17 protein-coding genes are annotated in these 24344 nt (G+C 51.6%); all 17 read right to left on the bottom strand.

Annotation, left to right across the window (positions count from 1 at the left end; genetic code table 11):
• Window positions 1-144 precede the first annotated feature (144 nt).
• Window positions 145-576, bottom strand: a complete 432-nt coding sequence (locus tag UNDYM_RS00705) for a hypothetical protein (RefSeq protein ID WP_162039297.1) — start codon at window positions 574-576, stop codon at window positions 145-147.
• 144 nt (window positions 577-720) lie between these two features.
• Entirely contained in the window at window positions 721-1194 is a 474-nt protein-coding gene (locus UNDYM_RS00700; RefSeq protein WP_162039296.1) for a VOC family protein, read from the bottom strand.
• Between the two features lie 70 nt (window positions 1195-1264).
• Entirely contained in the window at window positions 1265-1561 is a 297-nt protein-coding gene (locus tag UNDYM_RS00695; protein ID WP_162039295.1) for a cupin domain-containing protein, read from the bottom strand.
• A gap of 12 nt (window positions 1562-1573) precedes the next feature.
• Window positions 1574-2068 carry a nuclear transport factor 2 family protein gene (locus tag UNDYM_RS00690; protein ID WP_162039294.1) on the bottom strand — a complete coding sequence of 165 codons (495 nt, stop codon included), beginning with the start codon at window positions 2066-2068 and terminating at the stop codon, window positions 1574-1576.
• A 65-nt stretch (window positions 2069-2133) separates the two neighbouring features.
• Window positions 2134-2397, bottom strand: a complete 264-nt coding sequence (locus UNDYM_RS00685; protein ID WP_162039293.1) for a hypothetical protein — start codon at window positions 2395-2397, stop codon at window positions 2134-2136.
• A 64-nt stretch (window positions 2398-2461) separates the two neighbouring features.
• The gene (locus tag UNDYM_RS00680) at window positions 2462-2779 is read right to left on the bottom strand and encodes a hypothetical protein (RefSeq protein WP_162039292.1); all 318 of its coding nucleotides are present in this window, start codon (window positions 2777-2779) and stop codon (window positions 2462-2464) included.
• 316 nt (window positions 2780-3095) lie between these two features.
• Window positions 3096-6374, bottom strand: coding sequence for a fused isobutyryl-CoA mutase/GTPase IcmF (gene icmF / locus UNDYM_RS00675; protein WP_162039291.1), 3279 nt, complete (start codon window positions 6372-6374; stop codon window positions 3096-3098).
• A 224-nt stretch (window positions 6375-6598) separates the two neighbouring features.
• Window positions 6599-7021, bottom strand: a complete 423-nt coding sequence (locus UNDYM_RS00670; RefSeq protein ID WP_162039290.1) for a hypothetical protein — start codon at window positions 7019-7021, stop codon at window positions 6599-6601.
• A gap of 87 nt (window positions 7022-7108) precedes the next feature.
• Complete coding sequence (locus UNDYM_RS00665; protein ID WP_162039289.1) at window positions 7109-10738, bottom strand: indolepyruvate ferredoxin oxidoreductase family protein; 3630 nt, start codon at window positions 10736-10738, stop codon at window positions 7109-7111.
• 449 nt (window positions 10739-11187) lie between these two features.
• Complete coding sequence (locus UNDYM_RS00660; protein ID WP_370529424.1) at window positions 11188-12495, bottom strand: sugar MFS transporter; 1308 nt, start codon at window positions 12493-12495, stop codon at window positions 11188-11190.
• Window positions 12496-12509: 14 nt separating this feature from the next.
• Window positions 12510-13490 (bottom strand): glucokinase, encoded by a 981-nt coding sequence (locus tag UNDYM_RS00655; protein WP_162039287.1) that lies wholly within the window; start codon window positions 13488-13490, stop codon window positions 12510-12512.
• On the bottom strand, window positions 13490-16063 hold the full coding sequence (locus UNDYM_RS00650) for a glycoside hydrolase family 3 protein (protein ID WP_232063655.1): 2574 nt from the start codon (window positions 16061-16063) through the stop codon (window positions 13490-13492). Before UNDYM_RS00650 ends, UNDYM_RS00655 begins: the two co-directional genes overlap by 1 nt.
• An 87-nt stretch (window positions 16064-16150) precedes the next feature.
• Entirely contained in the window at window positions 16151-16981 is an 831-nt protein-coding gene (locus UNDYM_RS00645) for a family 16 glycosylhydrolase (protein ID WP_162039286.1), read from the bottom strand.
• A gap of 76 nt (window positions 16982-17057) precedes the next feature.
• Window positions 17058-19757: a TonB-dependent receptor gene (locus tag UNDYM_RS00640; protein ID WP_162039285.1), complete on the bottom strand. Its 2700-nt coding sequence runs from the start codon at window positions 19755-19757 to the stop codon at window positions 17058-17060.
• A gap of 333 nt (window positions 19758-20090) precedes the next feature.
• Window positions 20091-21545, bottom strand: a complete 1455-nt coding sequence (locus UNDYM_RS00635) for a GH1 family beta-glucosidase (protein ID WP_162039284.1) — start codon at window positions 21543-21545, stop codon at window positions 20091-20093.
• A gap of 630 nt (window positions 21546-22175) precedes the next feature.
• Entirely contained in the window at window positions 22176-23204 is a 1029-nt protein-coding gene (locus UNDYM_RS00630) for a LacI family DNA-binding transcriptional regulator (protein WP_162044384.1), read from the bottom strand.
• A gap of 76 nt (window positions 23205-23280) precedes the next feature.
• Complete coding sequence (locus tag UNDYM_RS00625; protein WP_162039283.1) at window positions 23281-24342, bottom strand: ABC transporter ATP-binding protein; 1062 nt, start codon at window positions 24340-24342, stop codon at window positions 23281-23283.
• Between the last annotated feature and the right edge of the window lie 2 nt (window positions 24343-24344).

The following is a 24344-nucleotide window of genomic DNA, read 5'->3' as shown; positions in this document are numbered from 1 at the left end:
TGCCGACGGAAGCAGTGTCTGCAAGGCAGAGTGGTATTCTAGCCAATAATGAACTGATGTGCCTGACGCCAAGGAGCCAGCACAAAAAAAGAAAAACCTGTCGCAGGGACAGGTTTTGTGATCACACCACCACGGCAAGGGCGCTTATTTTGCTGCCTCCGTCGAGGCAGTCAGCAAGTGTAGCGGACGTACTTCCTGGGACCTGGCTTTGACCTCATTGACAGAAATGGTACGTCCATCAAGAAAGACCTGGAAGATGGAAGCCCCATTATTCTGCCTCATCATCATGCGGGTCTTGCCATTGAGCTGGTAATCGACGCCTGAGCCGCCATGTACCGCACGGTATTTAATGGTCTTGCCATCAATACCGGCGTTGAAAGCGGCTGCACCACGCATTTTCAACAAGACATCATACAGGCCATCGGCATTCTTGCCAGCGAACTGTGCCATCTCGACTTCTACATCCTCGCCTTCAAGGTATTTGCCATAAGGATTGACAACGACAGTCTCAGCCATGGCAAACCCCGCCAGAACGAATAAAGAAAACGCGGCAATCGACGACTTTAGTAGTTTCAATTTTATTTACCTTTGGATGTAAGCGGCCTGAGTGTGACATTCAAGATGAAGACATGCTGAATTTGAGTCTGGCAATCTTACATAAATAAAATCGGGATGAGAGTCTGGGTATAAATATTTACAAAATTTACATTTTTTACAAACTCATCCGGCATAGGCTTTATCCAGATCGGCAATGATAATTTTCTTCATCTGGAACATAGACATCATGACTCTTTGCGCCTTGGCCGGGTCGGCATCATTGAGATAATTGATCAATGCCCGCGGCACGACCTGCCAGGAAATGCCGTATTTGTCCGTAAGCCAGGCGCACTGGCTTTCTTTGCCGCCGCCCGCCAATAATTTGTCCCAGTAATAATCGACTTCTTCCTGCGACTCGCAATCGATGACAAAAGAAATCGCCGGAGTAAAGCTGTAATGCGGGCCGCCATTGAGGGCCACGAATTCCTGCCCGGCCATGGTGAACTTGATGGTAAGCACTGTCCCCTTGGGCAGAGGTGCGCCTTCACCATAATGGGCTATGCTGAGAATTTTTGCGTCTTTGAAGATGTCGAGATAAAACTGTACGGCTTCTTCGGCCTGATGATCAAACCAGAGGAAAGGGGTGATTTTTTGCATGATGCTGCCTCCGTTTAAAAAGGGGATGAAGCGCACAAGCTACCGCCAAAACTCATTCCAGCATAAACATCTATTGATCAATGATAACCAATGTTCCCTTGCTTCCTGCTGCCACGGCATGCGGAGTATGGGCAGGCACCAGATACAACTCACCCGCTTTGACAGCGACAATCTCGCCGTGAATGTCGAGATTCATTTGCCCATCCAGCACCAGCAAGGCTTCAGTAAAGTCATGGGTTTCATCAGGATAAGCGCATTCATCCATGCGCAACACCTTTACTTGCGCACCACTGGCCTTGCCCAGGATGGCAGACCGCCAGGCGCTTGGCAAAGATGCCGCCTCAGCAATCAAATTCTTATGCAACACTATTTATGCCTCTCAATGGCTGTCTTTTAAAGCCGGGTCCCAGTGCTCTGCAATTTTCCCGTTCTCTATGCGGAACATGTCAAACCAGGTCGTCGTGTATTTCTTGCTGGCATCTTTGGGATCTGGCACGGTGCTGACAAAACTCAATATCACTTTATCGCCCTCGGCAGTAATCGCCACCAAAGGTGCTTTGACCCTGGCCTGTATGTCCTTGGGTTTGACGAATTTGCTGAACAGCTCGACAAATGCCGCGCGCCCTGTCCCTACTCCGGGGTTGTGCTGCATATAGGATTCGGTCAGATACTTGTCTGCCAGCTCCATGTGACCGCCCTCAAACACCTCACGCCAGAAGTCATACACCAGCCGCTTGTTCGCAGCCAGCCGCGTATCCGCACTGGACAACATGGCTTCATGATCAGGATTTGCCTGCACAGGCAATTGCGCTTGAGCAAGTAAAGGCAGGCCAAGACAGGAAACCAGGGCAAGACGGCGAAAAGAAATCAACATGAATTACTCCCATAGGAAAAACACACACTGCTTACCAGCCTGCTGCAAAGTGCCTCGCAATAGCATTACTTGCCCGCATCAACCTTCGCTGGCTTGGCAGCAGCCCCACCCGTTTGGACCTCAACAATCGTCCTTTGTTCATCCGCCTTCTGCTGCATCAACTGCGCCGCCTCTTTAGCCTTGTCCAGCTGCGCTTTCTGCTCGGAAAGAAAATTAGCCGAAGCACTAGGTTCCACCTTGGGTTCTGGAGGTTTGTTGCAGGAGGCGAGCACAAACAGGCCAGACAACACTGCCAGGGCTTTCGCGATATTATTCAATTTAATTGACATGGTAAGACTCCATCAGATAGCTAGAGCAATCGATCTAAAACACACAGAAACTTCTATCATCAAATTAGCAGCCTAGCAAGCCAGCGTCCACCTTGTCTGTTGGTAGCAGTACAAAATCCAAATCCTGCTTTGGACAGATTACTTCACCACCACGTGTGATATGGATATCAACCAACATAAACTCAGAAGACTGTCGCGTATTGAAGTATTTAAAGTACTTGGGTTCATCGTTCGGGATAACAAAAATCCCTGTTTTTCTTTCAAGATTAACGAGAAGTTCACCCAAAGTATTTCCTGCCAGCTCAAGTCCTTTTGCGTCAATCAGTTTAAACGTTTCGGAAATTGTAAAATTCGGAAAATCATGAGAGTAAAAAACTGGCATGAAAAATTAGAAGGTAATTTATTGGGAGCTTTAATTAATATCATAAATTAACAGATCGATAAACAATAAACAATGTTCTCTCAATATAAATCTGGTGCCTGTTAAAACAAAAATCCCGGAACAAGTCCGGGATAAAAACTACAGTTGAACGGTTTTACAAAGGCGCGCGCAGCGCCGCCAGCAAACCGTACCCGTGGCACGCTGAAAAATTCATTCAGCGGGATGCAGTACAAGGCGCAAAGCACAGCAATACGTCGATATTGCGAGCATTTGCAACGCAGTAATGCGCCCGCTTAATGGATTTATCAGCGTGACATCACATGTTGCGTCGATATTGTCCACCTACCTCAAACAACGCAGTCGTAATCTGCCCAAGCGAACAAACCCTGGCCGCATCCATGAGTTTGGCAAACACATTCTCATTATTGATCGCCGCCTGCTGCAAGGCCGCCAGCGCCTTCGGTGCCACGTCCGCATGACGGCTATGGAAATCTGCCAGGCGTTGCAACTGCGATTGCTTTTCCTCTTCAGTAGAACGCGCCAGTTCTATCTTTTGTGGCGTGTCATTGGCTTTAGGATTACGGAAGGTATTCACACCGATGATAGGCAGAGTGCCGTCATGTTTCAGGTGTTCATAGTGCATGGATTCTTCCTGTATCTTGCCGCGCTGATAACCGGTTTCCATGGCACCCAGTACACCACCGCGTTCAGCGATGCGTTCAAACTCCTGCATCACGGCTTCTTCTACCATGTCGGTCAGTTCCTCGATGATGAAACTGCCCTGGATAGGGTTCTCGTTCTTCGCCAGACCCCACTCACGGTTGATGATGAGCTGGATAGCCAGGGCACGGCGTACTGATTCATCAGTCGGTGTGGTGATGGCCTCATCATAGGCATTGGTGTGCAGGCTGTTGCAGTTATCGTAGATCGCAATCAGGGCTTGCAGCGTGGTGCGGATGTCGTTGAAATCGATCTCTTGCGCATGCAGGGAACGGCCACTGGTCTGGATATGATATTTCAGTTTCTGGCTGCGGTCATTCGCACCATATTTGTCACGCATTGCCACTGCCCAGATACGGCGTGCCACGCGTCCCAGTACCGTGTATTCAGGGTCCATGCCATTGCTGAAGAAGAAGGACAGGTTGGCCGCAAAATCATCAATGTGCATGCCGCGTGCCAGATAAGCTTCGACAAAGGTGAAGCCATTCGACAGCGTGAACGCGAGTTGAGAAATCGGGTTCGCGCCTGCTTCGGCAATATGGTAACCAGAGATGGAGACAGAATAGAAATTGCGCACCTGGTGATGGACGAAATATTCCTGGATATCGCCCATGACCTTCAGCGAGAATTCTGTCGAGAAGATGCAGGTATTCTGGCCCTGGTCTTCCTTGAGGATATCTGCCTGCACCGTGCCGCGGACATTTTGCAATACCCAGGCGCGTATCTTGGCAGATTCATCGGCAGTCGGTTCGCGTTTGTTATCGACGCGGAATTTTTCCATCTGCTGATCAATCGCAGTGTTCATGAAGAAAGCCAGTATCGTCGGTGCCGGACCATTGATGGTCATGGATACCGATGTGGCTGGGTCGCACAGGTCAAAGCCATCGTACAAGACCTTCATGTCTTCCAGCGTCGCAACAGACACACCAGAATTACCAACCTTGCCGTAGATATCAGGACGTATGGCCGGGTCTGCGCCATACAAAGTCACTGAGTCAAAAGCGGTCGACAGGCGTTTGGCATCCATGCCTTGCGACACCAGCTTGAAACGACGGTTGGTACGGAAAGGGTCCCCCTCACCGGCAAACATGCGCGTAGGATCTTCACCTTCGCGTTTGAAAGCGAACACACCGGCTGTAAAGGGGAAAGAGCCGGGCACATTTTCCAACATCAACCAGCGCAGGATTTCACCGTGATCGACAAAGCGCGGCAATGCCACCTTGCGTATCTTGGTGCCAGACAGGGATTGCTGTACCAGGCGGGTGCGGATTTCCTTGTCGCGGATTTTGACGACATATTCATCACCGGCGTAAGCAGCCTGCATATCTGGCCACATGCTGATGAGTTTTTTGGATTCACCATCCAGACGATTTTCACGCTCGGTGATCAAATCATCAAAATCAGCCGACTTGCCTGCCACGGACAGCATGCGCTTGCTTTCTTGCAGTTGCTGGCGTTCACGGGCGATCAAGACCTGCTTGCCAGTATTCTTGTGGTAGGCGCGTACTGTATCAGCAATCTCAGCCAGATAACGGCTACGTGCCGGTGGCACGATGACATTCTTGGCACTGGAATATTTGACATTGATGGCTGCCAGCTTGCTGGGCTTGGCCAACAAACCGCGTTGCACCAGTGCTGGCAAGATGCCTTGATACAGGGCAGTCACGCCATCATCATTGAAGCGTGAAGCCTGGGTGCCATAGACTGGCATTTCATCTGGCTTCTGCGACCACAATTCGCGGTTGCGCTGGTATTGTTTGGCGACATCGCGCAGGGCATCCTGTGCGCCTTTGCGGTCGAATTTATTGATGGCGACAAAATCGGCAAAATCGAGCATATCGATTTTTTCCAGCTGTGACGCAGCACCAAATTCTGGTGTCATGACATACATGGAGACATCAACATGCGGCACGATGGCAGCATCACCCTGGCCTATGCCGGAAGTCTCGACGATGACCAGGTCAAAACCGGCAACCTTGCAGGCTGCAATGACATCTGGCAAAGCTTGTGAAATTTCTGAACCCGCTTCACGGGTTGCCAGTGAACGCATGAAGACCTTGAGCTTGCCCTTCCATGGGTTGATGGCATTCATGCGTATGCGGTCACCCAGCAAAGCACCGCCAGATTTGCGGCGCGACGGGTCGATTGAAATCAGGGCGATGTTCAGGTGATCATCCTGGTCCAGGCGTATGCGACGTATGAGTTCATCTGTCAGTGAAGATTTACCGGCGCCACCAGTACCCGTGATACCCAGGGTTGGTGTCTTGCTGGCTTTTGCTGCATCCGTCAATTGCGTTCGCAATTCTGGCGCGACCTTGTCGTTTTCCAGCGCGGTAATCAATTGCGCCAGCGGGCGGTGTTTGTCGGCGATATCGCCTTGCTGCAATACTGCCAGCGTCGTTGGTGCATAGCCAGAGAGGTCACTATCACACGCCTGTATCATCGACAGTATCATGCCCACCAGGCCCATGCGCTGGCCATCTTCAGGGCTGAAAATACGGGTTACACCATAGGCATGCAGGTCTGCTATTTCTTCCGGCACGATGACACCACCGCCGCCGCCAAATACCTTGATATGTGCGCCGCCGCGTTGCTTGAGCAGGTCTATCATGTATTTGAAGTATTCGACGTGGCCACCTTGGTAACTGGAAATGGCAATGCCCTGGGCATCTTCCTGCAGGGCAGCAGTGACGATTTCTTCTACCGAACGGTTATGGCCCAGATGGATCACTTCTGCACCATTCGCCATCAGGATGCGGCGCATGATATTGATCGAGGCATCATGGCCATCGAACAGGGAAGCGGCGGTAACAAAGCGCACTTTGTTGGCAGGTTTGTATTCAGTCAGGTTCTGGGCAACGGACAGGTCAGTCATGTCTTCCTCATCGGTCTTGTTTTATCACAATGATTATTGCTTTTTTAGCAAATCTTCACTGCGTTTGGGTTATGCTAAGTTATATGACGTTAACGTAAACGTCAATTAAAAATTGAAATCATGTTTTTCATGCAATTCATCGATTGCATGTATTCATTCATATTGGTTTATTGGCAATTCTTGCATTAAGTACCCCGCTTGAATATTCTGCTTAATTGCATCGTTCACTTGCGCAATTGCAATTCACGCCCTGACAATTGGTATTCCTTGCGTCTGTCACCTGTCTCGGTGACAAGCACCACACTCAAGTCCTTGCAGCTAGCATGAGCACCCGCTATGTGTACCACCCCATTCCATGTGCGCACATCAAACAGACTGGAAGCACCATGGCCTGCGCTGGCATGCAAGACCGCAGTGCCAGAGCTGGGGCTGATAATTTCCACACTCCAGTCTTTAGGGATGCCTGCCAAGCCCCAGAATTCTCCGCAGGCTTGCGTCAGTTTGAATTCAGTAAGCCGTTCGCCATCTTCCCTCGCCAGCGCCAGCCGAGGTAAGTAGAGGCGCAGAATTGAGGCTGGTGCAGCATTGGCAGTTGCCATGCACAGGCCAGATGCGGCTATTGATATCAACAAGAGTTTTTTGAACATACGGAACAGAATAAAGTTTTAGTCAGCTTGTTCTGCAACATTCAGCCAGGCTCACTTTCACAAAAGTGAGCCTGGCCTGATCATCGTTCACGCTACGCGCGACACTTCCTTGATCACTGTTGTATTTTGAGGCTTCAGTAAAACTGCTTTCTCTGCATGATACGCCTGCGTGGCCTTTTCTTTGACATGGCCGTAACCGCGTATCTTTTCAGGCAGGCTAGCCAAGGCGACGGCCTGTTCAAGGTTGTCTGTATTCAAACCAGCAGCCAGCTTTTCCATCAGGGCGGCGTATTCAACAATGAGTGCACGTTCAGCCTTGCGTTCTTCTGTGCGACCAAAAATATCCAGTGCCGTACCACGCAAGCCCTTGAGCTTGGCCAGCAGCTTGAATGCCTGCCAGACCCAGGAACCATATTGCGCCTTGACCAGATGACCTTGCCCGTCCTTCTTCGAAAAGATAGGAGGAGCCAGATTGAATTTCAGGCTGAAGTCGCCTTCAAACTGTTGCTTCAGTTTTGCTGTGAAGTCGCCATTGGTATATAGACGTGCGACTTCATACTCATCCTTGTAGGCCATAAGCTTGAACGCGTATTTGGCGACTGCCATGCTGAACTTGTTACCGGCATTTAATGCAGATTCAGCCTTGCGTACCTTGTCAACCAGGTCAGCATATTGCTGGGCGTAAGCGGCGTTCTGGTAATCCGTCAATACCGCAATGCGGCGCTTGATGAGGGCGTCCAGGCTTTGCGGCATCTGGATGACGACAGGCTGGCCAGGGACGGCGATTTTTTCTACGCGGGCAAAATCCACCGCTGCACGGCGGCCCCAGAGGAAGGCTTTCTTGTTGGCCTCAATCGCCACACCATTAAGTTCTATGGCGCGCAGCAAGGCTGTTTCAGATACGGGTATAGCGCCCTTCTGGTAAGCAAAGCCGAGCATGAACAAATTGGTGGCGATAGAGTCACCCATCAAGGCAGTTGCCAGTTTGGTCGCATTAATGAAATCAACATTGCCACCGACTGATTCAGAAATCAGGTGTTCAACTGACTCCAGCGGGAATTGCCAGTCAGGGTTCTTCGCAAATGGGCCGGTCGGTTGTTCATGAGTATTGATGACGGCACGGGTACGGCCTGCACGCATTTTGGAAATGGCATCATGTGCACCAGCGGTCAGGATATCGCAGCCCAGTATCAGGTCAGCTTCGCCCGTTGCTATACGCTGTGCACGCAATTTGCCAGCCTGGTTGACGATGCGTATATGCGAAGTCACCGAGCCATTTTTTTGCGACATGCCTGTCATGTCGAGCACGGATGCGCCCTTGCCTTCAAGATGCGCCGCCATGCCCAGCAAGGCACCGACCGTGATGACACCAGTGCCGCCTATGCCGTTCAACAAGATATTGTAAGAGCTTTCACAGGCTGGCAATTGCGGTTCTGGCAATGCGCCAAAATCATCTGTCTTTGCTGTACCGGTCTTGGATTTGACCAGCTTGCCACCTTCTACCGTGACAAAGCTGGGGCAGAAACCCTTGACGCAGGAATAATCCTTGTTGCAGGACGACTGATCTATGCTGCGCTTGCGGCCAAATTCGGTTTCCACCGGCATGATGGACGTACAGTTGGATTGCACACCGCAGTCACCACAGCCTTCGCAAACTGCTTCATTGATGAACATCCGCTGATTAGGGTCAGGGAATTCGCCTTTTTTGCGGCGACGGCGTTTTTCGGCGGCGCAGGTCTGGTCATAAATGAGCACCGTTGCGCCAGGTATCTCGCGCAATTCGCGTTGTACGGCATCCATGTCCTTGCGGTCATGCAGGGTTAAAAAGCTGGGCAGGTTGGAACGGTCTGTGTAACGTGACAAATCCTCAGTCACCAGGGCGATGCGCTTGACACCTTCTGCCGCCATCTGTTGCGCCATCATCGGTACACTGATGATGCCATCAACAGGTTGACCACCCGTCATTGCCACGGCATCGTTATACAAAATCTTGTAGGTGATATTGACCTTGGCAGCAACGGCTGCGCGTATTGCCAGATACCCGGAATGGAAATAAGTGCCATCACCAAGGTTCTGGAATACATGCGGCAAGGTCGAGAATGCGGCCTGCCCTATCCACGGCGCACCTTCACCGCCCATATGGGTAGTCAGTTTATTGAATTCAGGGTAAATCGCGGTTGCCATGACGTGGCAACCGATGCCAGCCAGTGCCAAGCTGCCTTCCGGCACCTTGGTCGAAGTATTGTGCGGGCAGCCTGAGCAATAGTAAGCCGGGCGTGCCGGTGTATTGACCTGCTTGCTGAGCACGACATCCTTGGCTTCCAGAAATGCCAGGCGCGCCTTGATGAGGTCACTGGTATGGAAGCGAGCAATGCGTGAGGCAATCACACGGGCAATTTGCGCTACCGAGAAATCTGCTTTGGACGTCAGCAACCATTCACCACGCGGATGTACCCATTCGCCTTTTTCATCGAACTTGCCGATAACGCGCGGGCGCACATCGTCGCGCCAGTTGTATAACTGTTCCTTGAGCTGGTACTCCACCATCTGGCGTTTTTCTTCGACTACCAGAATTTCATCAAGACCCTGGGCGAATTCACGCACGCCATCCGGCTCCAGCGGCCAGGGCATGGATACCTTGAACAGGCGTATGCCTATCTCGGCTGCGAATTTCTCATCGATGCCCAGTTCTTCCAGCGCTTCCAGCACATCGAGGTAAGACTTGCCGGAGGCAACGATGCCCAGACGTGCAGTCGGGCTGTCTATGGTGACATGATTGAGTTTGTTGATGCGGGCATAGGCCAGGGCTGCATAGATTTTGTAATCCTGCATCAGGGCTTCCTGCTTGCGCGCCTGTATGCCCAGGGTATCCAGAGACAAACGGGTGTTCAGACCACCTTCAGGCATGACAAAGTCTTGCGGTATCTTGATTTGCAGGCGGAAAGGGTCGGCATCCACCGAGGAAGTGGACTCCACGGTATCTGCCAGCGCCTTGAAGCCGACTGCACAACCAGAAAAACGCGACATGGCCCATGCATGCAGGCCCAGGTCCAGGTATTCCTGCACATTGCTGGGGTAGAGCATGGGAATCATGCAGGCCGAGAAAATATGGTCGGACTGGTGTGGCAGTGTCGAAGAGTAAGCGCCATGGTCATCACCAGCCACCAGCAGGACGCCACCGTGTTTGGATGTGCCCGCATGGTTCATGTGCTTGAAGACGTCAGCACTACGATCGACACCCGGGCCCTTGCCATACCACATACCAAATACACCATCGTATTTGGCCGGGCCTATCAGGTCTACCGTTTGCGAGCCCCATACTGCGGTTGCGGCCAGGTCTTCATTGACGCCAGGCACGAACTGCACATGGTTTTGCTCCAGCAGTTTCTTGGTTTTCCACAATGTTTCATCCAGGCCACCCAGGGGGGAACCACGATAGCCGGAAATAAATCCCGCCGTATTCAGCCCCGCAGCCTGGTCGCGCTGGCGCTGCATCATGGGCAGCCTTACCAGGGCTTGTATGCCTGACAAAAAGATCGTGCCGCTGTTCGACGTATATTTATCGTCAAGTTGCACATCATTCAATTGCGGGGGGCTGGTAATCTGGCTGGCTTCGAGCGCATCCTGGACAGGCTCGGTATGGACTTCTTTAGCGGAAGACGACGGGGACGGCAGGGACGAGAGTCCAGCAGACTCCAGGGTGGTGTCGGATGACATAAGGTGGCTCCAAAATTTGTGATTTAGATCGCAAAGAGCATGCGTTGTATCCGGTAAGACACAATTTTGCTCGGAACCTATAGCGAGGTATCAGAGATAGGCTCTCGTTGCGTTGGTAGTGATAACTACCATTTTATTCGAATCCTGGACAAAATTCGATGTCAAGACATTACGCCTGTCGTATTTGATTATGTCAAATACAACGGCCATGCCTGAATTTCCTTTTGTCCGGATCAAAGAGACATCAAAAGAAGCTTTCGAAATTTCGCTGCAGCGCTTCTTCGACTTCCTTTGAAATCTGCTGTGTTCACAGTGTAGGTTGAATACGCGCTTGTGGAAAATATGGAATTAAAATAGGGGTATCATTAAAAATGATAGTCATTGAGCGCAAGGGAAATAAAAAAACGGGAGCATGAAGCTCCCGAATCTCCCCTGTAAGGAAGAAGTGACTATTTCTGGGTAGAATACATGCCCGCATAACGCAGACCGAAATACAGGATGAAGGTATAACAGGCAGCAGGCACATAGAAAGATGTGTGCAAACCTATGCTGTCAGCCAGATAGCCTTGCAGGAAAGGTACCAGCGCACCACCAACTATTGCCATGCACAAAATACCTGAGCCCTGCCCTGTCAAAGGTCCCAGCTTGTTCAGGGCCATGCTGAAGATGGTAGGGAACATGATGGAATTGCACAAACCAACTGCCAGTATCGCCCACATGGCCATTGAGCCATGGCTGTAGATCGCCGTCAGGATCAGGATGATGGCAGCCGCAGAATTGAATGCCAGCGTTTTGCCAGGGCTGAGCTTGCGCATGACGGCAAAGCCAATGAAACGCCCCACCATCGCCCCGCCCCAGTAAAAACTGACATAGTGCGCGGCAAGCGCAGGTGTCAGGCCACCAACATCAGACTCCCCAAGGAAATTGATGAGGAAGCTGCCTATGCTGACCTCACCACCGACATACAGGAATATACCAATTGCCCCCATCAGCAGATGCGTATGTGCAAACACCGATGTTTTACTGCTACTGGTGGCAGCATCGCTATCTACTGCATGGGTAATTTTAGGCAGGCGGGCAAAGGCAAACAAGACTGCCAGCAACAACAGTGCACCTGCGAGCAGCAGATAAGGCATCTGCACGGCAGCGCCAGCGCTGGCACGATAGCTGATTTGCTCTGACGCTGGCAACTGCGCTATCTCGGCTGCTGTCAAGGCGGCACCGGACAAAATCAAAATGCCACCGAGAACAGGGGCCACTGTGGTGCCAAGGGAGTTGAAAGCCTGTGTCAGCGTCAGGCGGCTCGATGCAGTCCTGGCTTCACCGAGTACCGTGACATAAGGGTTGGCAGCCACCTGCAAAATCGTAATGCCGGAAGCCAGGATAAAAAACGCCAGCAGGAACAGAGCATAGCTGCCCATGGAAGCAGGATAGAACATCGCACAACCGCTGGCAGCTATGACGAGACCAGTCACCGCACCATGCTGGTAGCCGATCTTCCTGATCAGCATGCCGGCAGGGATGGAGACTATGAAGTAAGCACCAAAGAAGCAGAACTGTACCAGTGTCGCCTGCACATAACTGAGTGTGTATATCGATTTCAGATGCGGAATCAGCACATCATTGAGTGAAGTCAAAAAACCCCACATGAAAAACAAAATCGTCACGATGACGAGAGAACTGGTCTGGCTTCTGGCATTATCGGCATTGCCATCAGACGTGGCTGCAACGCCTGCGGGTAGTGAAGTTTCCATCATGCATCTCCTTGGTTTTAATTTTTTTCTTGCTTGCCAAGATGATCGGCCAGCATGGCTGATACACCGAGGAAGGCGGGGTATTCTTCCGTGATCAGGTAAGTCGGTATCTGCGCGAGAAAGCCACTGAGCCGCCCCTTGGCTTCAAAGCGCTGACGAAACGCCGAGGTAGCAAACAAGCGCCCTAGCCTGGGAACGATGCCGCCACCTATATACATGCCACCCGTTGCGCCAAGTGTCAGCGCGACATTGCCAGCCACGCTGCCGAGAATCGAGCAAAAGTGTTCAACCGTGCGCAGGCAATCGGCACAACTGCCATCCAGTGCCCGGCGTGTGATGTCTGCCGCCTCAAGCGTCTTGCCGGAAATCACGTTGCAGATCAGCTCAAGCCCCCGGCCGGATAGCAGGCGTTCTGCCGACACATGCTCATACTGCTGCCACAATGTTTCGAGTATGTGCATTTCTTCGCGGTTGGTCGGCGCAAAACTCGCATGACCACCTTCGCTGGACAAGGGTGCCCAGGAGTTACCGGCCGGGATAATGCCGGAAACACCCAGACCAGTACCTGCGCCTATCAGGCCTATGGCCGTACCCGGCACATCCTGGCCGCCACCGATTTTTTGTAACTGACTGGCATCAAGATAAGGCAAGGCCATGGCCAGGGCCGTAAAATCATTGATAACGAGCAGGCTGCTGAGATCAAGCTGCGCGCGCACGACAGAAATAGAAAAACTCCAGTGATGATTGGTCATGCGCACGCAATCACCATCAATGGGATTGGCAATGGCGATAGCGGCATGCCTGATCTGCATCTGGTTGACTGCGGCACTACCCAGGTAACTGCGTATTGCATCCGGCAAACTGGCATAGTCTGCACATGCCAGCACGCTGACCGCCTCAAACTGACGCTCTGCGGTTTCAAGCGCAAAACGGGCATTGGTGCCGCCTATATCGGCCAGCAGGCGCGGGTAAATCGGGGTGATCTTCTGACTGGACATCATTTCAGCTCTGCGCAACTCAAGACGTCCGGTTCTTTGGCTGCGCCACCGACTATCTGTATATTCGTAAAGGCAGCACTGAAAGCTGCATTACTGCTGATGGCAAATGGAATATCGACATTAGTCAGCTTGAGACCTTTGCCAGTGAAGCAGGACAGGGGAACTTTGATCGTCTGCTTTTCTTTTTTGCCTGCGAGGCGTTTGAACGCTTCGGTCACATCCACACTGGCGCTGCAATGATTACCACATTGCATGGACAAACTGACCGTGCCAGCAGGTACGGTAGCCACGATAGTGTCAAAGCTCAATGCACCATCTTTTGTAGCGAAGGCAGGTATGGCTTTGCCTTGCGCTGCGCGGGCTTCCACGCGCGCTGCACCACTCCAGCTCACGAGCTTGGCATCTTGTTGACTATTCACTTGTGAGGTTTGTACGCTAATGCCTTTCATATTCAATACACGGTTCAGGTCTGATCCCACTGCCTGCTGCTCATTGCCACTGACAACATACAGAGGATAAGTCGCACGGTCAGCCTGACTGAATACTGGGTAGGCATTCGTTACACCACAGCCACCGGACGGGTATTTGCTGTCAAGCCTACCCAATTTACTCTTGCTGGTATACGTGAGGCCATAGCCTAACTTGAACAGCGGTGAGTAATTCGCATCATCAAAATTCAAACTGGCCTGGCAGACAGACTTGGGCCATGAGAATGACAGTGTGCCCTTGAAGTCATGCGCCACTTTGCCATCTGCAGCACGGAACAAGACATCGGCCACGCCCTTGCCTTCTGAACCTGGCAGCCAGGCGGCAACGAAGCTGTCTGACAGGTTCATGAGGTCATTCACGTATAGAGGGCGGCCAGAGACAAACAGCGTGACAACGGGCTTGCCCTTGCCAGCCACGGCCTGCAACACCGCCAGGTCTTCCGGGTAGCGGCTGCTATGACGCAAATTACCGGAGGGGCCTATATCACCATACATTTCTGCGTATGGTGTTTCACCGATGACGGCAATCACGGCATCAAAGCGGCTGACATCAACACCCTTGGCATCGGCACTGAATTCCACATTGGCATCACCCACGGCAGCCTTTATGCCTGTCAGTATCGAGTCAGCATTCGGGAAGTCTGCATTCTTGTTATCCGTACCCTGCCAGGTCAGTGACCAGCCACCAGTCTGGTTGGAGATATCGTCCGCAGTCTTGCCGACCACCAGGATTTTCTTGTTGCTTGCCAATGGCAGTGTCGCGCCATCATTCTTCAACAAGACCAGGGATTCGCGCACGGCCTGTCTGGCCAGCTCACGGTCTTGCAGGGCATCCTGCTTGCCTGCATAGGTATTGTCGGAGGGTTTTTTGCCGAACAGGCCAGTGCGTAATTTGACGCGGATGATGCGGGTTACTGCATCATCTATCCTGCTCATGGGTATCTCGCCAGACTTGACCTGGGCTATGGTATTGCTGATGAAGGCTTTCCAGTCATCCGGTACCATGACCATGTCTATGCCGGCATTGATCGCTTGTGCGCAACTGTCATTGCGGCAGCCGGGTACTTCTGCTATGCCATTCCAGTCGGTGACGATAAAGCCATCAAAGCCCATTTTTGTTTTGAGTACATCAGTCAGCAGCGCCTTGCTGCCGTGCATTTTGCCGTAATCTGCGCCTGAGGCTTTATCGTTCCAGCTATTGTAGGATGCCATCACAGTTTGTGCGCCTGCTGCCAGTGCTGTCAGATAGCCTTGCGCATGCGTATTGAGCATCTGCGCGTTGCTGGACAGATTCACACCCCTGTCCTTGCCCTGATCAGTGCCGCCATCGCCCATGAAATGCTTGGCAGTGGCAATCACATTGCCATCATCCATGAAGGAGCCCTGCAAGCCTTTGACATATTCACCCGCATACTGACGCACCAGTGCACCGTCTTCAGAAAAACTTTCATAAGTGCGGCCCCATCTGTCATCACGCACTACCGCCAGCGTAGGGCCAAACACCCAGGCGATGCCGGTGGCTCGCACAGACTTGCCCATGGAGCGGCCTATCTGCGCCGCCAGTTGCGGATTGTGCGCGGCACCCAGGCCGATATTGTGCGGGAACAGGGTCGCACCATACACATTGCTATTACCATGTATCGCGTCTATGCCCCAGACCACCGGCACTTTGACAGCCATGTCAGTCGCCATTGAAGCTTCATAATATTTATCTGCCAGGGCAACCCAGTCAGCCGCAGTACCATGTTTGTTATTGCGGTCTGGCCAGCTACCGCCGCCATTCAGGACAGAGCCCAGGTAATAGCGGCGTACGTCATCCGGTGTAATGGCCTTGATTTCTGGTTGCGTCATCTGGCCTATTTTTTGTTCCAGCGTCATACCTGCGACGATAGCCGCGACCTTTGCCTCGATATCCGGGTCTTTGCGGATGACGCTCTGGACTTGCGGCCACACTGCCAGATTCTTGTCAGGCATCTTGCCCGGTCCGTACTGATTTGCCGTGTCTGCCGCAAAGGCGTGGCTTGCTCCATATGCCAGCAGGATGGCAGAACTGATATGTATACTCTTACGCTTCAATTTCATCATGGTTTGCTCTTTATTATGGAAGGAATCTGCTGATTCGCTTTTGTCTCTTTATTGATGGTACTTAGTTTATACGTCGAATCTTTGCGTTCATGTTTTTCTTTTATATACGCGCACATAATCTACCAGCATCTGTTGCGGGAATATGGTATTTGCATCCGGCGCGCCTGGCCAATCACCACCTATGGCAAGATTCAGTACAATGAAAAATCCATGGTCAAATACCCACTTTCCCGGCACGGTCGCGGGGCTGGCCTGATGATATAGCTGACCATCAAGATACCAGCGTATCTGCGTCGCATCCCACTCTACGGAATAAATGTGAAAGTCATCAGCCAGTTTGCCCTGCACAAGTTTTTTTGAACCACCAAAGCCAGTGGCTCCGTAATAGCCAGGCCCATGCAGGGTGGCATAGCTGGTCGCAGGCTCCTTGCCTATGTTTTCCATAATGTCTATTTCGCCGCGCTCTGGCCAGCCAGCAACACTAGCCTCCGTACCCAGCAGCCAGAATGCAGGCCAGACACCCTGGCCTGCGGGTATCTTGATACGTGCCTCGAAACGGCCATAAGTGAACTCGCGCAAACCAGCGGTCTTGATGCGTGCCGAGGTGTAATCACTGCCAGCAAATTTTTCTTGCCTGGCCTCGATGACCAGCATGCCATTTTCCAGCCTGAGATTTTCCTTGCGGGCTGTGTAGTTTTCCAGTTCATGATTACCCCAGCCGTGCCCGCCGGTTTCTATCTGCCAGCTCTGCAAATCCAGCTTGTCAGCGGCAAATTCATCGGCCCAGACCAGTTCCCAGCCGTGCTGCAAACTTGGTGCGACTTGCGTTTGCACGAGGTTGCTGCTGCCCCCGCAAGCGGTGAGCAGCAATAAACTCAGGGAAGTCAGGCATGCTGGCAAGGAAATTCGTTTTTTCATGTTGTCTGCCGTTTTGCAAATTGTAAAATCAAAAAAACCTGATGGATGATGCATGCATCCATCAGGTCTTCATTGCTTAATAACTTGCACCTACCTTGATGCCAAAAGAGCGCTGGTCTATATAACTCGCTCCCATTTTCCCACCACCTGCATTCCAGCCATTTGTCTTGGCCTTGGCATCGGTGAAATTACGCACGTAGGCTTCGACAAACCATTTGTCATTTGGCGCTACCAGCTTCAATGACAAATCGCCTTTGGCATAAGCTTTTTGCGTCAGGCCGATATGGGCGTTATCGAAATTGCGCAAGTCAAAATACACCTTATCTTGCCAACGCATCCCTATCCATGGCGTCAGCGTGTAACCATTGTCGAGTGCAAACTCTTGCGAGAAGTTCATGCCAAAGGTGAACTTGGGCGCATTCGGCATTTGATTGCCTTCCAGGTTATAGGCACGGCGGCCACGCAACCTGTCATCGGTACCCAGATAAACTGCCGGGCAAGGGACTGCACCAAACTCTGCACGCTGATCACAGGCATAGCCATCATCATAAGAATCATAATCATGGATCACGCTTTTCAGATAACTGAAGAAGCCGCCGAGTTTGGCACCCGGCCATGGACGATAATCCCACTCGGTTTCTATCCCCGACAGATTGACCTTGGCAACGTTGACGGTTTGCCACGCAGTAGTCACGTCACAAGTTGGCGCCCATGAAGGACAAGGCAGGTTGTCTGGCGTAGTAACCTTGGCCAGGAAGTTGCTGCCAGTCTGTTGCATGTCCTTGTACTGCATGGCGAACAGAACCACGGACAGGGCCAGGCGGTTATCCAGCAATTTGCCTTTGTAGCCCAATTCGAAATTGGTGACGGTTTCTGGCTTGTAGGTCAGGTAAGTGATCTGCTCTTTCTTGTTGTCACCATACACGCAGGTAGTCTGGCCGCACTTGTTAGTACGGTCGCCAAAGCCACCGGATTTATAACCGGTCGCCAAGGCTGCATACACCATGTCGCTTGGTGTCAGTTGTGCCTGCAAGCCAAGGCGGTAAGTGCCTTTGCTCCAGCTGTCACTATGGTCATTATTGGTGCCAGGACCATACCCTGCATAGGCGGCTGCACCACCCAGCGTACCCATTTGCGGTGTGATCTGATTGCCATTCGGTGTGCGGTAACTGTCAGTACCTGGAACGCCATAGTCAAACATGCCATTGTAGTAGCCATAGCTTTGTCCACCCCAACTATTGCCGCCATAGTTCATACCACCTACGTCAGTCTTGGTATCGCGTGTGTAGCGTGCACCTACCGTGGCTGTCCAGACCGGAGTGAATTTCCAGTCTGCCTGCGCGAAAAGAGCCTTGGAATCTATCTGACGGTCAGGCTGGGCGTAGAACTGACTGATAGGGATATTGTTAGGACCATAGTGCATCTGTTCCTGGCCAAAGTTGATGGCATTCTTTTCATGCATCCAGAATGCACCGGCCACATATTGCCAGTTGTCAAAGCTCTGCTTCAGTTGCAACTCATGGACGGTGGACAGGTATTTGGAATTCAGGGTACGCGTGAGGTTATCCGAGATAGGCCAGACTGACCAGTTGCCATCGACAGGATTGCGGCCTGTGACTTCAAAATCGTAGGGCGAGACGCCACCATCATCGTCATGCACCTGGCTACGCCTTTGGTTTGCATACACAAAACCATATTCCAGCGAAGTGTTCTTGTTCACGTTCCACAACGCTTTGGAACGCACCGTGTCAATTGACATATCCACTTTACCAGGCACATTGATGAGCACATCATATTGACCACGCACACAGGCCCAGCGTGTGCCAGCAGCCTGGTCGCAATCTCGCATGCCTATGTAGCCTGCACCTGAATCCTGAAAGTGTTCGTAGGCGAGTTGCCATTCCAGATCCTTGTTCACTTTCAACCGTGCGGCCAGGCGACCTGCCCACTGGTTCTGGTTATTATAGCCATCTGCCTTGGATACCTTGCTATTGAAGCGCTGGGTCACGTCGGGTATACCATCTGGTTTCCAGCCCAGCGCCGGGATATTCGCTTCCGAGAAATCCTGCATCTGGTTGAACGGGCTGTCCCTGGTGACTTTCATCAGGGTGGCACGCAGGGCCAGATTGTCACCGACGGCAATATTCTGTATGACATTCAGATTGCGCAGATTCAGGCTGCCGGTTTCAAATGAGGCACTGCCATAGGTAGAACCAAATTCTGGCTTGGCCGGGATGATGTTGATACTGCCTGCAGTCGAATTACGACCAAACAATGTACCTTGTGGACCACGCAAGACTTCTACCTGGTCCAGGTCAAACATCAAAGCCTGCGCGCCTTGCGGGCGTGGCGAATACAGGCCATCGATATGCAGGCCTGCTGAGGGGTCACCAATCTCGGTAAAGTTGGTGGCGGTAATACCGCGTATGGTGATCTTGACTGCTGAGTCATTGGCCTGACCATCCATCTGCACGTTCGGCAATTCGCCAGAGATGCCAGCCAGATTGGTGATGCCTTGCTTGCTCAGTTTTTCCTGGCTAAAGGCAGTGACGGCCAATGGCGTTTTTAACAATGACGTGGCGCGGCGGGTAGCGGTAACTGTGATTTCCTGCACTTCGGACTTATCTGCGTCTGATTTTTTTGCTTTGGACTTGCTCTCTACTTCTGCCGTTTTGCTGCTTTCCTGATCTTGTGCCCATGCATAAGTTGTCAGTTGCGCGCAGACGCTGGCGACAGCCAGGCTGATCAGGGTACGCTTGGTTATTTGATGAAACATCATGTCTCCCATATTTTTTTCAGTTATCGGCGTGCGCTTGCGGTCGCCGTGGTCCGCACATGATCTTGCATGCGCGTCTTACTGGTATTTTTTGTTTTGGCTGGCGTCTTTGCGCCATGCACATGTACTGCTGAAAACACTGTCCTGCATCACCCATAATGAAATATTCAAACTCAAATATTTTAATGGGAAGGTTTCCAATTTTATCGAAAAAACATAGTACTACCCCGTTTCTTTTTGTCAATGAAAATGTAATTCAGATACAGGCCGCTTTATCCTGCAAGGTCGCGGGTATATTGATCGCGTCTGTTTTTTGTCTATCTTTTTGTCTATCTATGCCGCTGAAGATTCCTGGCTTTGCTGCGTTGCGGCAGCTGCTGTCTTTGCCTTAGTCGTTGCGCCTATTGCTGCTTCTGTTCCCAGCAAGAAGTCGCGGTACCAATGCGCACTCAGTTTTGGCGTGCGCTTTTGCGTGATGAAATCAACATATACAATACCGAATCTGCGTGAACAGCCCTCTGCCCATTCGAAGTTATCCAGCAAGCTCCAGAGGAAATAGCCTTTGACCTGGCAACCCAGGCGTATTGCTTCCTTGACAGCCAGCAGATGGCGTATCAGGTAATCGCGGCGCAATTCATCCTTGACCTGACCATCAGCATCGAGATAATCATCATAGGTTGCACCATTCTCTGTGATGTACATGGCATGCGGCTGATAATCGTCCTGTATGCGTTTTAGCAAAGTTGTCATGCCTTCTGGTGCAATTTCCCAACCAAATGCCGTGCGTTCCACTCCTACAGCATCAACCAGACGCGTGTTCAGTGGAGATGCACCGGGTGCGTGTTCTATGATTTCAGGAAAGTAGAAATTCACGCCCAGAAAATCAGTAGAAACTGCCATGGCCTGCAGATCACCTTCGTGCACCACCGGCGCATGATCTCCCAGTGCCTGCCAGACATCCTGAGGGTAACCACGGCCATACAGGGGATCAAGATACCAGCGGTTGCGCAAGCCATCATGCAGGCGGGCAGCGGCAAAGTCCTCAGGCTTGTCACTGGCGGCAGAGATAGGATGCAGATTCAGCGCCAGACCCACTCTCGCGTCAGCAACATTGGCCCGTATGACGGGCGTAGCCAGACCATGCGATAGCAATACATGATGGCAAACCTGGATTGCCATTTTGAAGTCTTTGATACCCGGCGCATGTATGCCGTCGGCATGACCCAGCATGGCTGTACACCAGGGTTCATTGTGGGTGATCCAGTGCTTGACCCTGTCACCCAGGTGTTCAGTGATGACATCGGCAAATTCGACAAAAGCATGCACGGTATCGCGCGATGCCCAGCCGCCCTGGTCTTGCAGGTATTGTGGCAAATCCCAGTGATACAGAGTGGCCCAGGGTTGCAAGCCGCGTTCCAGCATGCCATCGACCAGACGTGAATAAAATGCCAGACCTTCAGGGTTTGGTTTGCCGCCAGGGCCAGAAAAGATGCGCGGCCAAGAAATGGAAAAACGGTAAGCATTGCTACCCAGACTCTGAGCAATATCCAGGTCTTCAGACCAATGGTGATAATGGTCACAGGCTACTGCACCGCTGCTGCCGTCACGTATGGTTCCCGGCTTATCGCAAAAACTGTCCCAGATGGAAGGAACACGGCCATCTGTGGCAGCCGCCCCCTCTATCTGGTAAGCAGAAGTCGCTGTACCCCACAGGAAATCACTATTGAAGTCTGCGCGGTGCAACTGAGCAACCAGTCCAGGCACTGCATGAAGAAGATTTTTACTCATGTTTTTGCATGCTCAATCTAAAGTTGATTTGATTTAAAATTATTTGGAAAGCTTTCCAAATTGAATTAAAAAATTTTGAGTTTGGCTGCTCAGAATTTTTTTATGCACTTCCTGCGAACTCTTGCCCCCACCATGAATCCCTTGCCCTCTGGTTCAATAATGCATCTGGCCTGCGACTCTGCAGATCAGGTAATAAGACTACCTGTATTTTCTGCTATCCAGCCACCCAGACAGTTTTCCTTTCCAAGTCAACGAATTCCCCTCCCGCCTTGCGGTAGCCGTGTCGCGTAATAACCAGCTTTCAGGCACTACTTTATCAATGCGGGTAGTGTGTTCACCTGATCACCCCCGACTTTCACAATGCCATTTAGCAGCTGAGAGAGAAAGCTCCACTTAACATGCAGACAAAGATAAAGTCCTGCTTCATCCACATCATGGAAAGGTTTCCATCTTTTCATAAAAAAAATGAATAGTCAAGAAAATCTATTCATTCTCTTCCCGCCTGCTTGCAGTATTTTTGCAACAAATCCTGTCCCAAAAACCAGCTATCTTTTCTTCACCATTCAAGATCCTGCCGACTGACCCCGGGCAGTAAATCTTATCCATGCGCAAGCGATTCTCACCGGCAATTCAAACAGACTTGTGCCGTTGCGATGATGGCTTTGCCAGGGAGGCACGCATGGTGACTTTAATCGGGTAATTGCGCACCACAGGTCTTTTCAAGCCATAGCAACGGTTCAGCAATTCATTCAATGCACTGAGCGTGACATCACGCCATGGGATATGCACAGAAGTCAAAGGCGGTGCTGCATAGGCGGCACTCATGGTGTCATCGTAACCAATGACGGAGACATCATGCGGCACTGAAATACCAGCTTGCTGGAAGTACGACAGCGCCCCCAGGGCCATTTCATCATTGGCACAAAACAGGGCGGTGAAAGGACGGCCTGAATCCAATAATTCCTTGGCACAATTCCATCCTCCTTCCGGCGAGAAATCGCTCTCGGCTACCCACATGCTTGCAGTATCAATCCCTGCACTGGCCAGCTCTGCCAGAAAGCCGTTAATCCTTTCCACATTATCTGGCGCAGTCGAAGGGCCTGCAATCACTGCAATTTTTTTGTGCTTGTGTTCCAGCAGGGCACGGGCCGCCATGACGCCACCTTGCACATGGTCGGCGGTAAAGCACTGGGCAGCAATAGTTGCTGATTCGTGGTTGAGTACAACCAGGCGGTCACGCTTTTGACCCAGGATAGAGAAATCTTCATCTGTCAGCACATTACTCATGACGATGAGACCATCGCAACCACGCTCCATCAGGAATTCTATGCCTTCCACACCCTGACGCCGCTCATCGCCTATGCCGACACCGAATGCAACCACCATGTGCAAACCCGCCAGACGCAACTCTGTATCGATGGACTGCAGGATGGGCATGTAAAAAGTACCCTTGAGCACAGGGATATACACACCTATCATCTGCGAATTGCCAGACAAGAGGCTGCGTGCTGCGTGGGAAGGCCGGAAATCCAGTTCGGCGATAGCCTTGCGCACACGCTCCTGCGTCTTCAAAGACACCGAGCCCTTGCCACTGACGACACGCGATGCCGTACCCAGTCCCACACCCGCCAGGCGGGCCACATCCTTGATAGTCGCCACTTGATTCTTTTCCATGTTGATGATCCGGCCAGTATATAAAATTTTTACAACGGCTACCGTAAATTATCTTCTTCAATCATAAACGTGACTCTGTTTTTGCATCAAACAGGGAAACCCTGTCGGTGTGTATGTCAAAGCGTACCGTCTCGCCCAGCTTGAACTGCCGGTTTTCATGGTCCAGCAAACACAACTGCTGCTTACCCATAGTCAACCATAAGAGTTGATGATTGCCCATGGGTTCCAATAGACTGAGCTCACCGCTGTACGCACCATCTGTCTGCACCTGCATATATTCTGGCCTGATACCCAAAATCACATCCTGCACTGACGATGTTGCCTGAGACGCATAAGCCGATAAATCCAGCTTGATCATTTCATGACCAAACTGCTTCTCTTCATTGAGCTTGCCCGCAATAAAGTTCATGGCTGGCGCACCTAAAAAACCTGCCACAAACAGGTTGGCCGGTCGCTCATATACTTCAGACGGCGTGCCCAGTTGCTGTATCTTGCCAGCCCGCATGACGACGATACGGCTGGCCAGGGTCATGGCTTCTACCTGATCGTGTGTCACATACAACATGGTAGAACCGAGATTCTGGTGCAGCAACTTGAGTTCACGGCGCAATTCTGTACGTAACTTGGCATCCAGATTTGATAGTGGCTCATCAAACAAAAACACCCTGGCTTCCCTGACCAGGGCACGGCCTATTGCTACCCTCTGCCTTTGCCCGCCAGACAATTGCGCGGGCCTGCGCTGTAGCAGGGGTTGCAATTGCAGCATCTCTGCCACTCTGGTGATGCGGGCCTGTACTTCTGGTTTGGCAACACCATTGATGCGCAAGCCGAAAGACATGTTTTTTTCCACCGTCATGGTCGGGTAGAGTGCATAAGACTGAAATACCATGCCTATCTGCCTGTCACTGGGTTCGGCATAACTGACATCCTTGCCTGCGATTTCTATGCTGCCTGCCGCGATATCAATGAGACCAGCTATGCTGTGCAGCAAGGTCGATTTGCCACAGCCGGATGGCCCTAGCAAAACCAGGAACTCGCCCTCCTCCACATCCAGATCCAATTGATCGATGATCTTTTGTCCACCCAGCTGTATCCCCAAATTCTTGAGACTTACATATGCCATGC

This window comes from Undibacterium sp. YM2 (assembly GCF_009937975.1).
In the GTDB taxonomy this organism is placed as follows: domain Bacteria; phylum Pseudomonadota; class Gammaproteobacteria; order Burkholderiales; family Burkholderiaceae_D; genus Undibacterium.
The sequence above is the reverse complement of the archived record's forward strand: the minus strand, read 5'-3'. Positions and strand labels throughout refer to the sequence as shown.

What these genes read in the sequence shown, in the direction of transcription:
- icmF (WP_162039291.1), bottom strand. Translation starts at nt 6,374, where the DNA reads ATGACTGACCTGTCCGTTGCCCAGAACCTGACTGAATACAAACCTGCC.
- UNDYM_RS00660 (WP_370529424.1), bottom strand. Translation starts at nt 12,495, where the DNA reads ATGATGGAAACTTCACTACCCGCAGGCGTTGCAGCCACGTCTGATGGC.
- UNDYM_RS00645 (WP_162039286.1), bottom strand. Translation starts at nt 16,981, where the DNA reads ATGAAAAAACGAATTTCCTTGCCAGCATGCCTGACTTCCCTGAGTTTA.
- UNDYM_RS00655 (WP_162039287.1), bottom strand. Translation starts at nt 13,490, where the DNA reads ATGTCCAGTCAGAAGATCACCCCGATTTACCCGCGCCTGCTGGCCGAT.
- UNDYM_RS00685 (WP_162039293.1), bottom strand. Translation starts at nt 2,397, where the DNA reads ATGTCAATTAAATTGAATAATATCGCGAAAGCCCTGGCAGTGTTGTCT.
- UNDYM_RS00665 (WP_162039289.1), bottom strand. Translation starts at nt 10,738, where the DNA reads ATGTCATCCGACACCACCCTGGAGTCTGCTGGACTCTCGTCCCTGCCG.
- UNDYM_RS00700 (WP_162039296.1), bottom strand. Translation starts at nt 1,194, where the DNA reads ATGCAAAAAATCACCCCTTTCCTCTGGTTTGATCATCAGGCCGAAGAA.
- UNDYM_RS00670 (WP_162039290.1), bottom strand. Translation starts at nt 7,021, where the DNA reads ATGTTCAAAAAACTCTTGTTGATATCAATAGCCGCATCTGGCCTGTGC.
- UNDYM_RS00625 (WP_162039283.1), bottom strand. Translation starts at nt 24,342, where the DNA reads ATGGCATATGTAAGTCTCAAGAATTTGGGGATACAGCTGGGTGGACAA.
- UNDYM_RS00640 (WP_162039285.1), bottom strand. Translation starts at nt 19,757, where the DNA reads ATGTTTCATCAAATAACCAAGCGTACCCTGATCAGCCTGGCTGTCGCC.
- UNDYM_RS00650 (WP_232063655.1), bottom strand. Translation starts at nt 16,063, where the DNA reads ATGATGAAATTGAAGCGTAAGAGTATACATATCAGTTCTGCCATCCTG.
- UNDYM_RS00690 (WP_162039294.1), bottom strand. Translation starts at nt 2,068, where the DNA reads ATGTTGATTTCTTTTCGCCGTCTTGCCCTGGTTTCCTGTCTTGGCCTG.
- UNDYM_RS00680 (WP_162039292.1), bottom strand. Translation starts at nt 2,779, where the DNA reads ATGCCAGTTTTTTACTCTCATGATTTTCCGAATTTTACAATTTCCGAA.
- UNDYM_RS00635 (WP_162039284.1), bottom strand. Translation starts at nt 21,545, where the DNA reads ATGAGTAAAAATCTTCTTCATGCAGTGCCTGGACTGGTTGCTCAGTTG.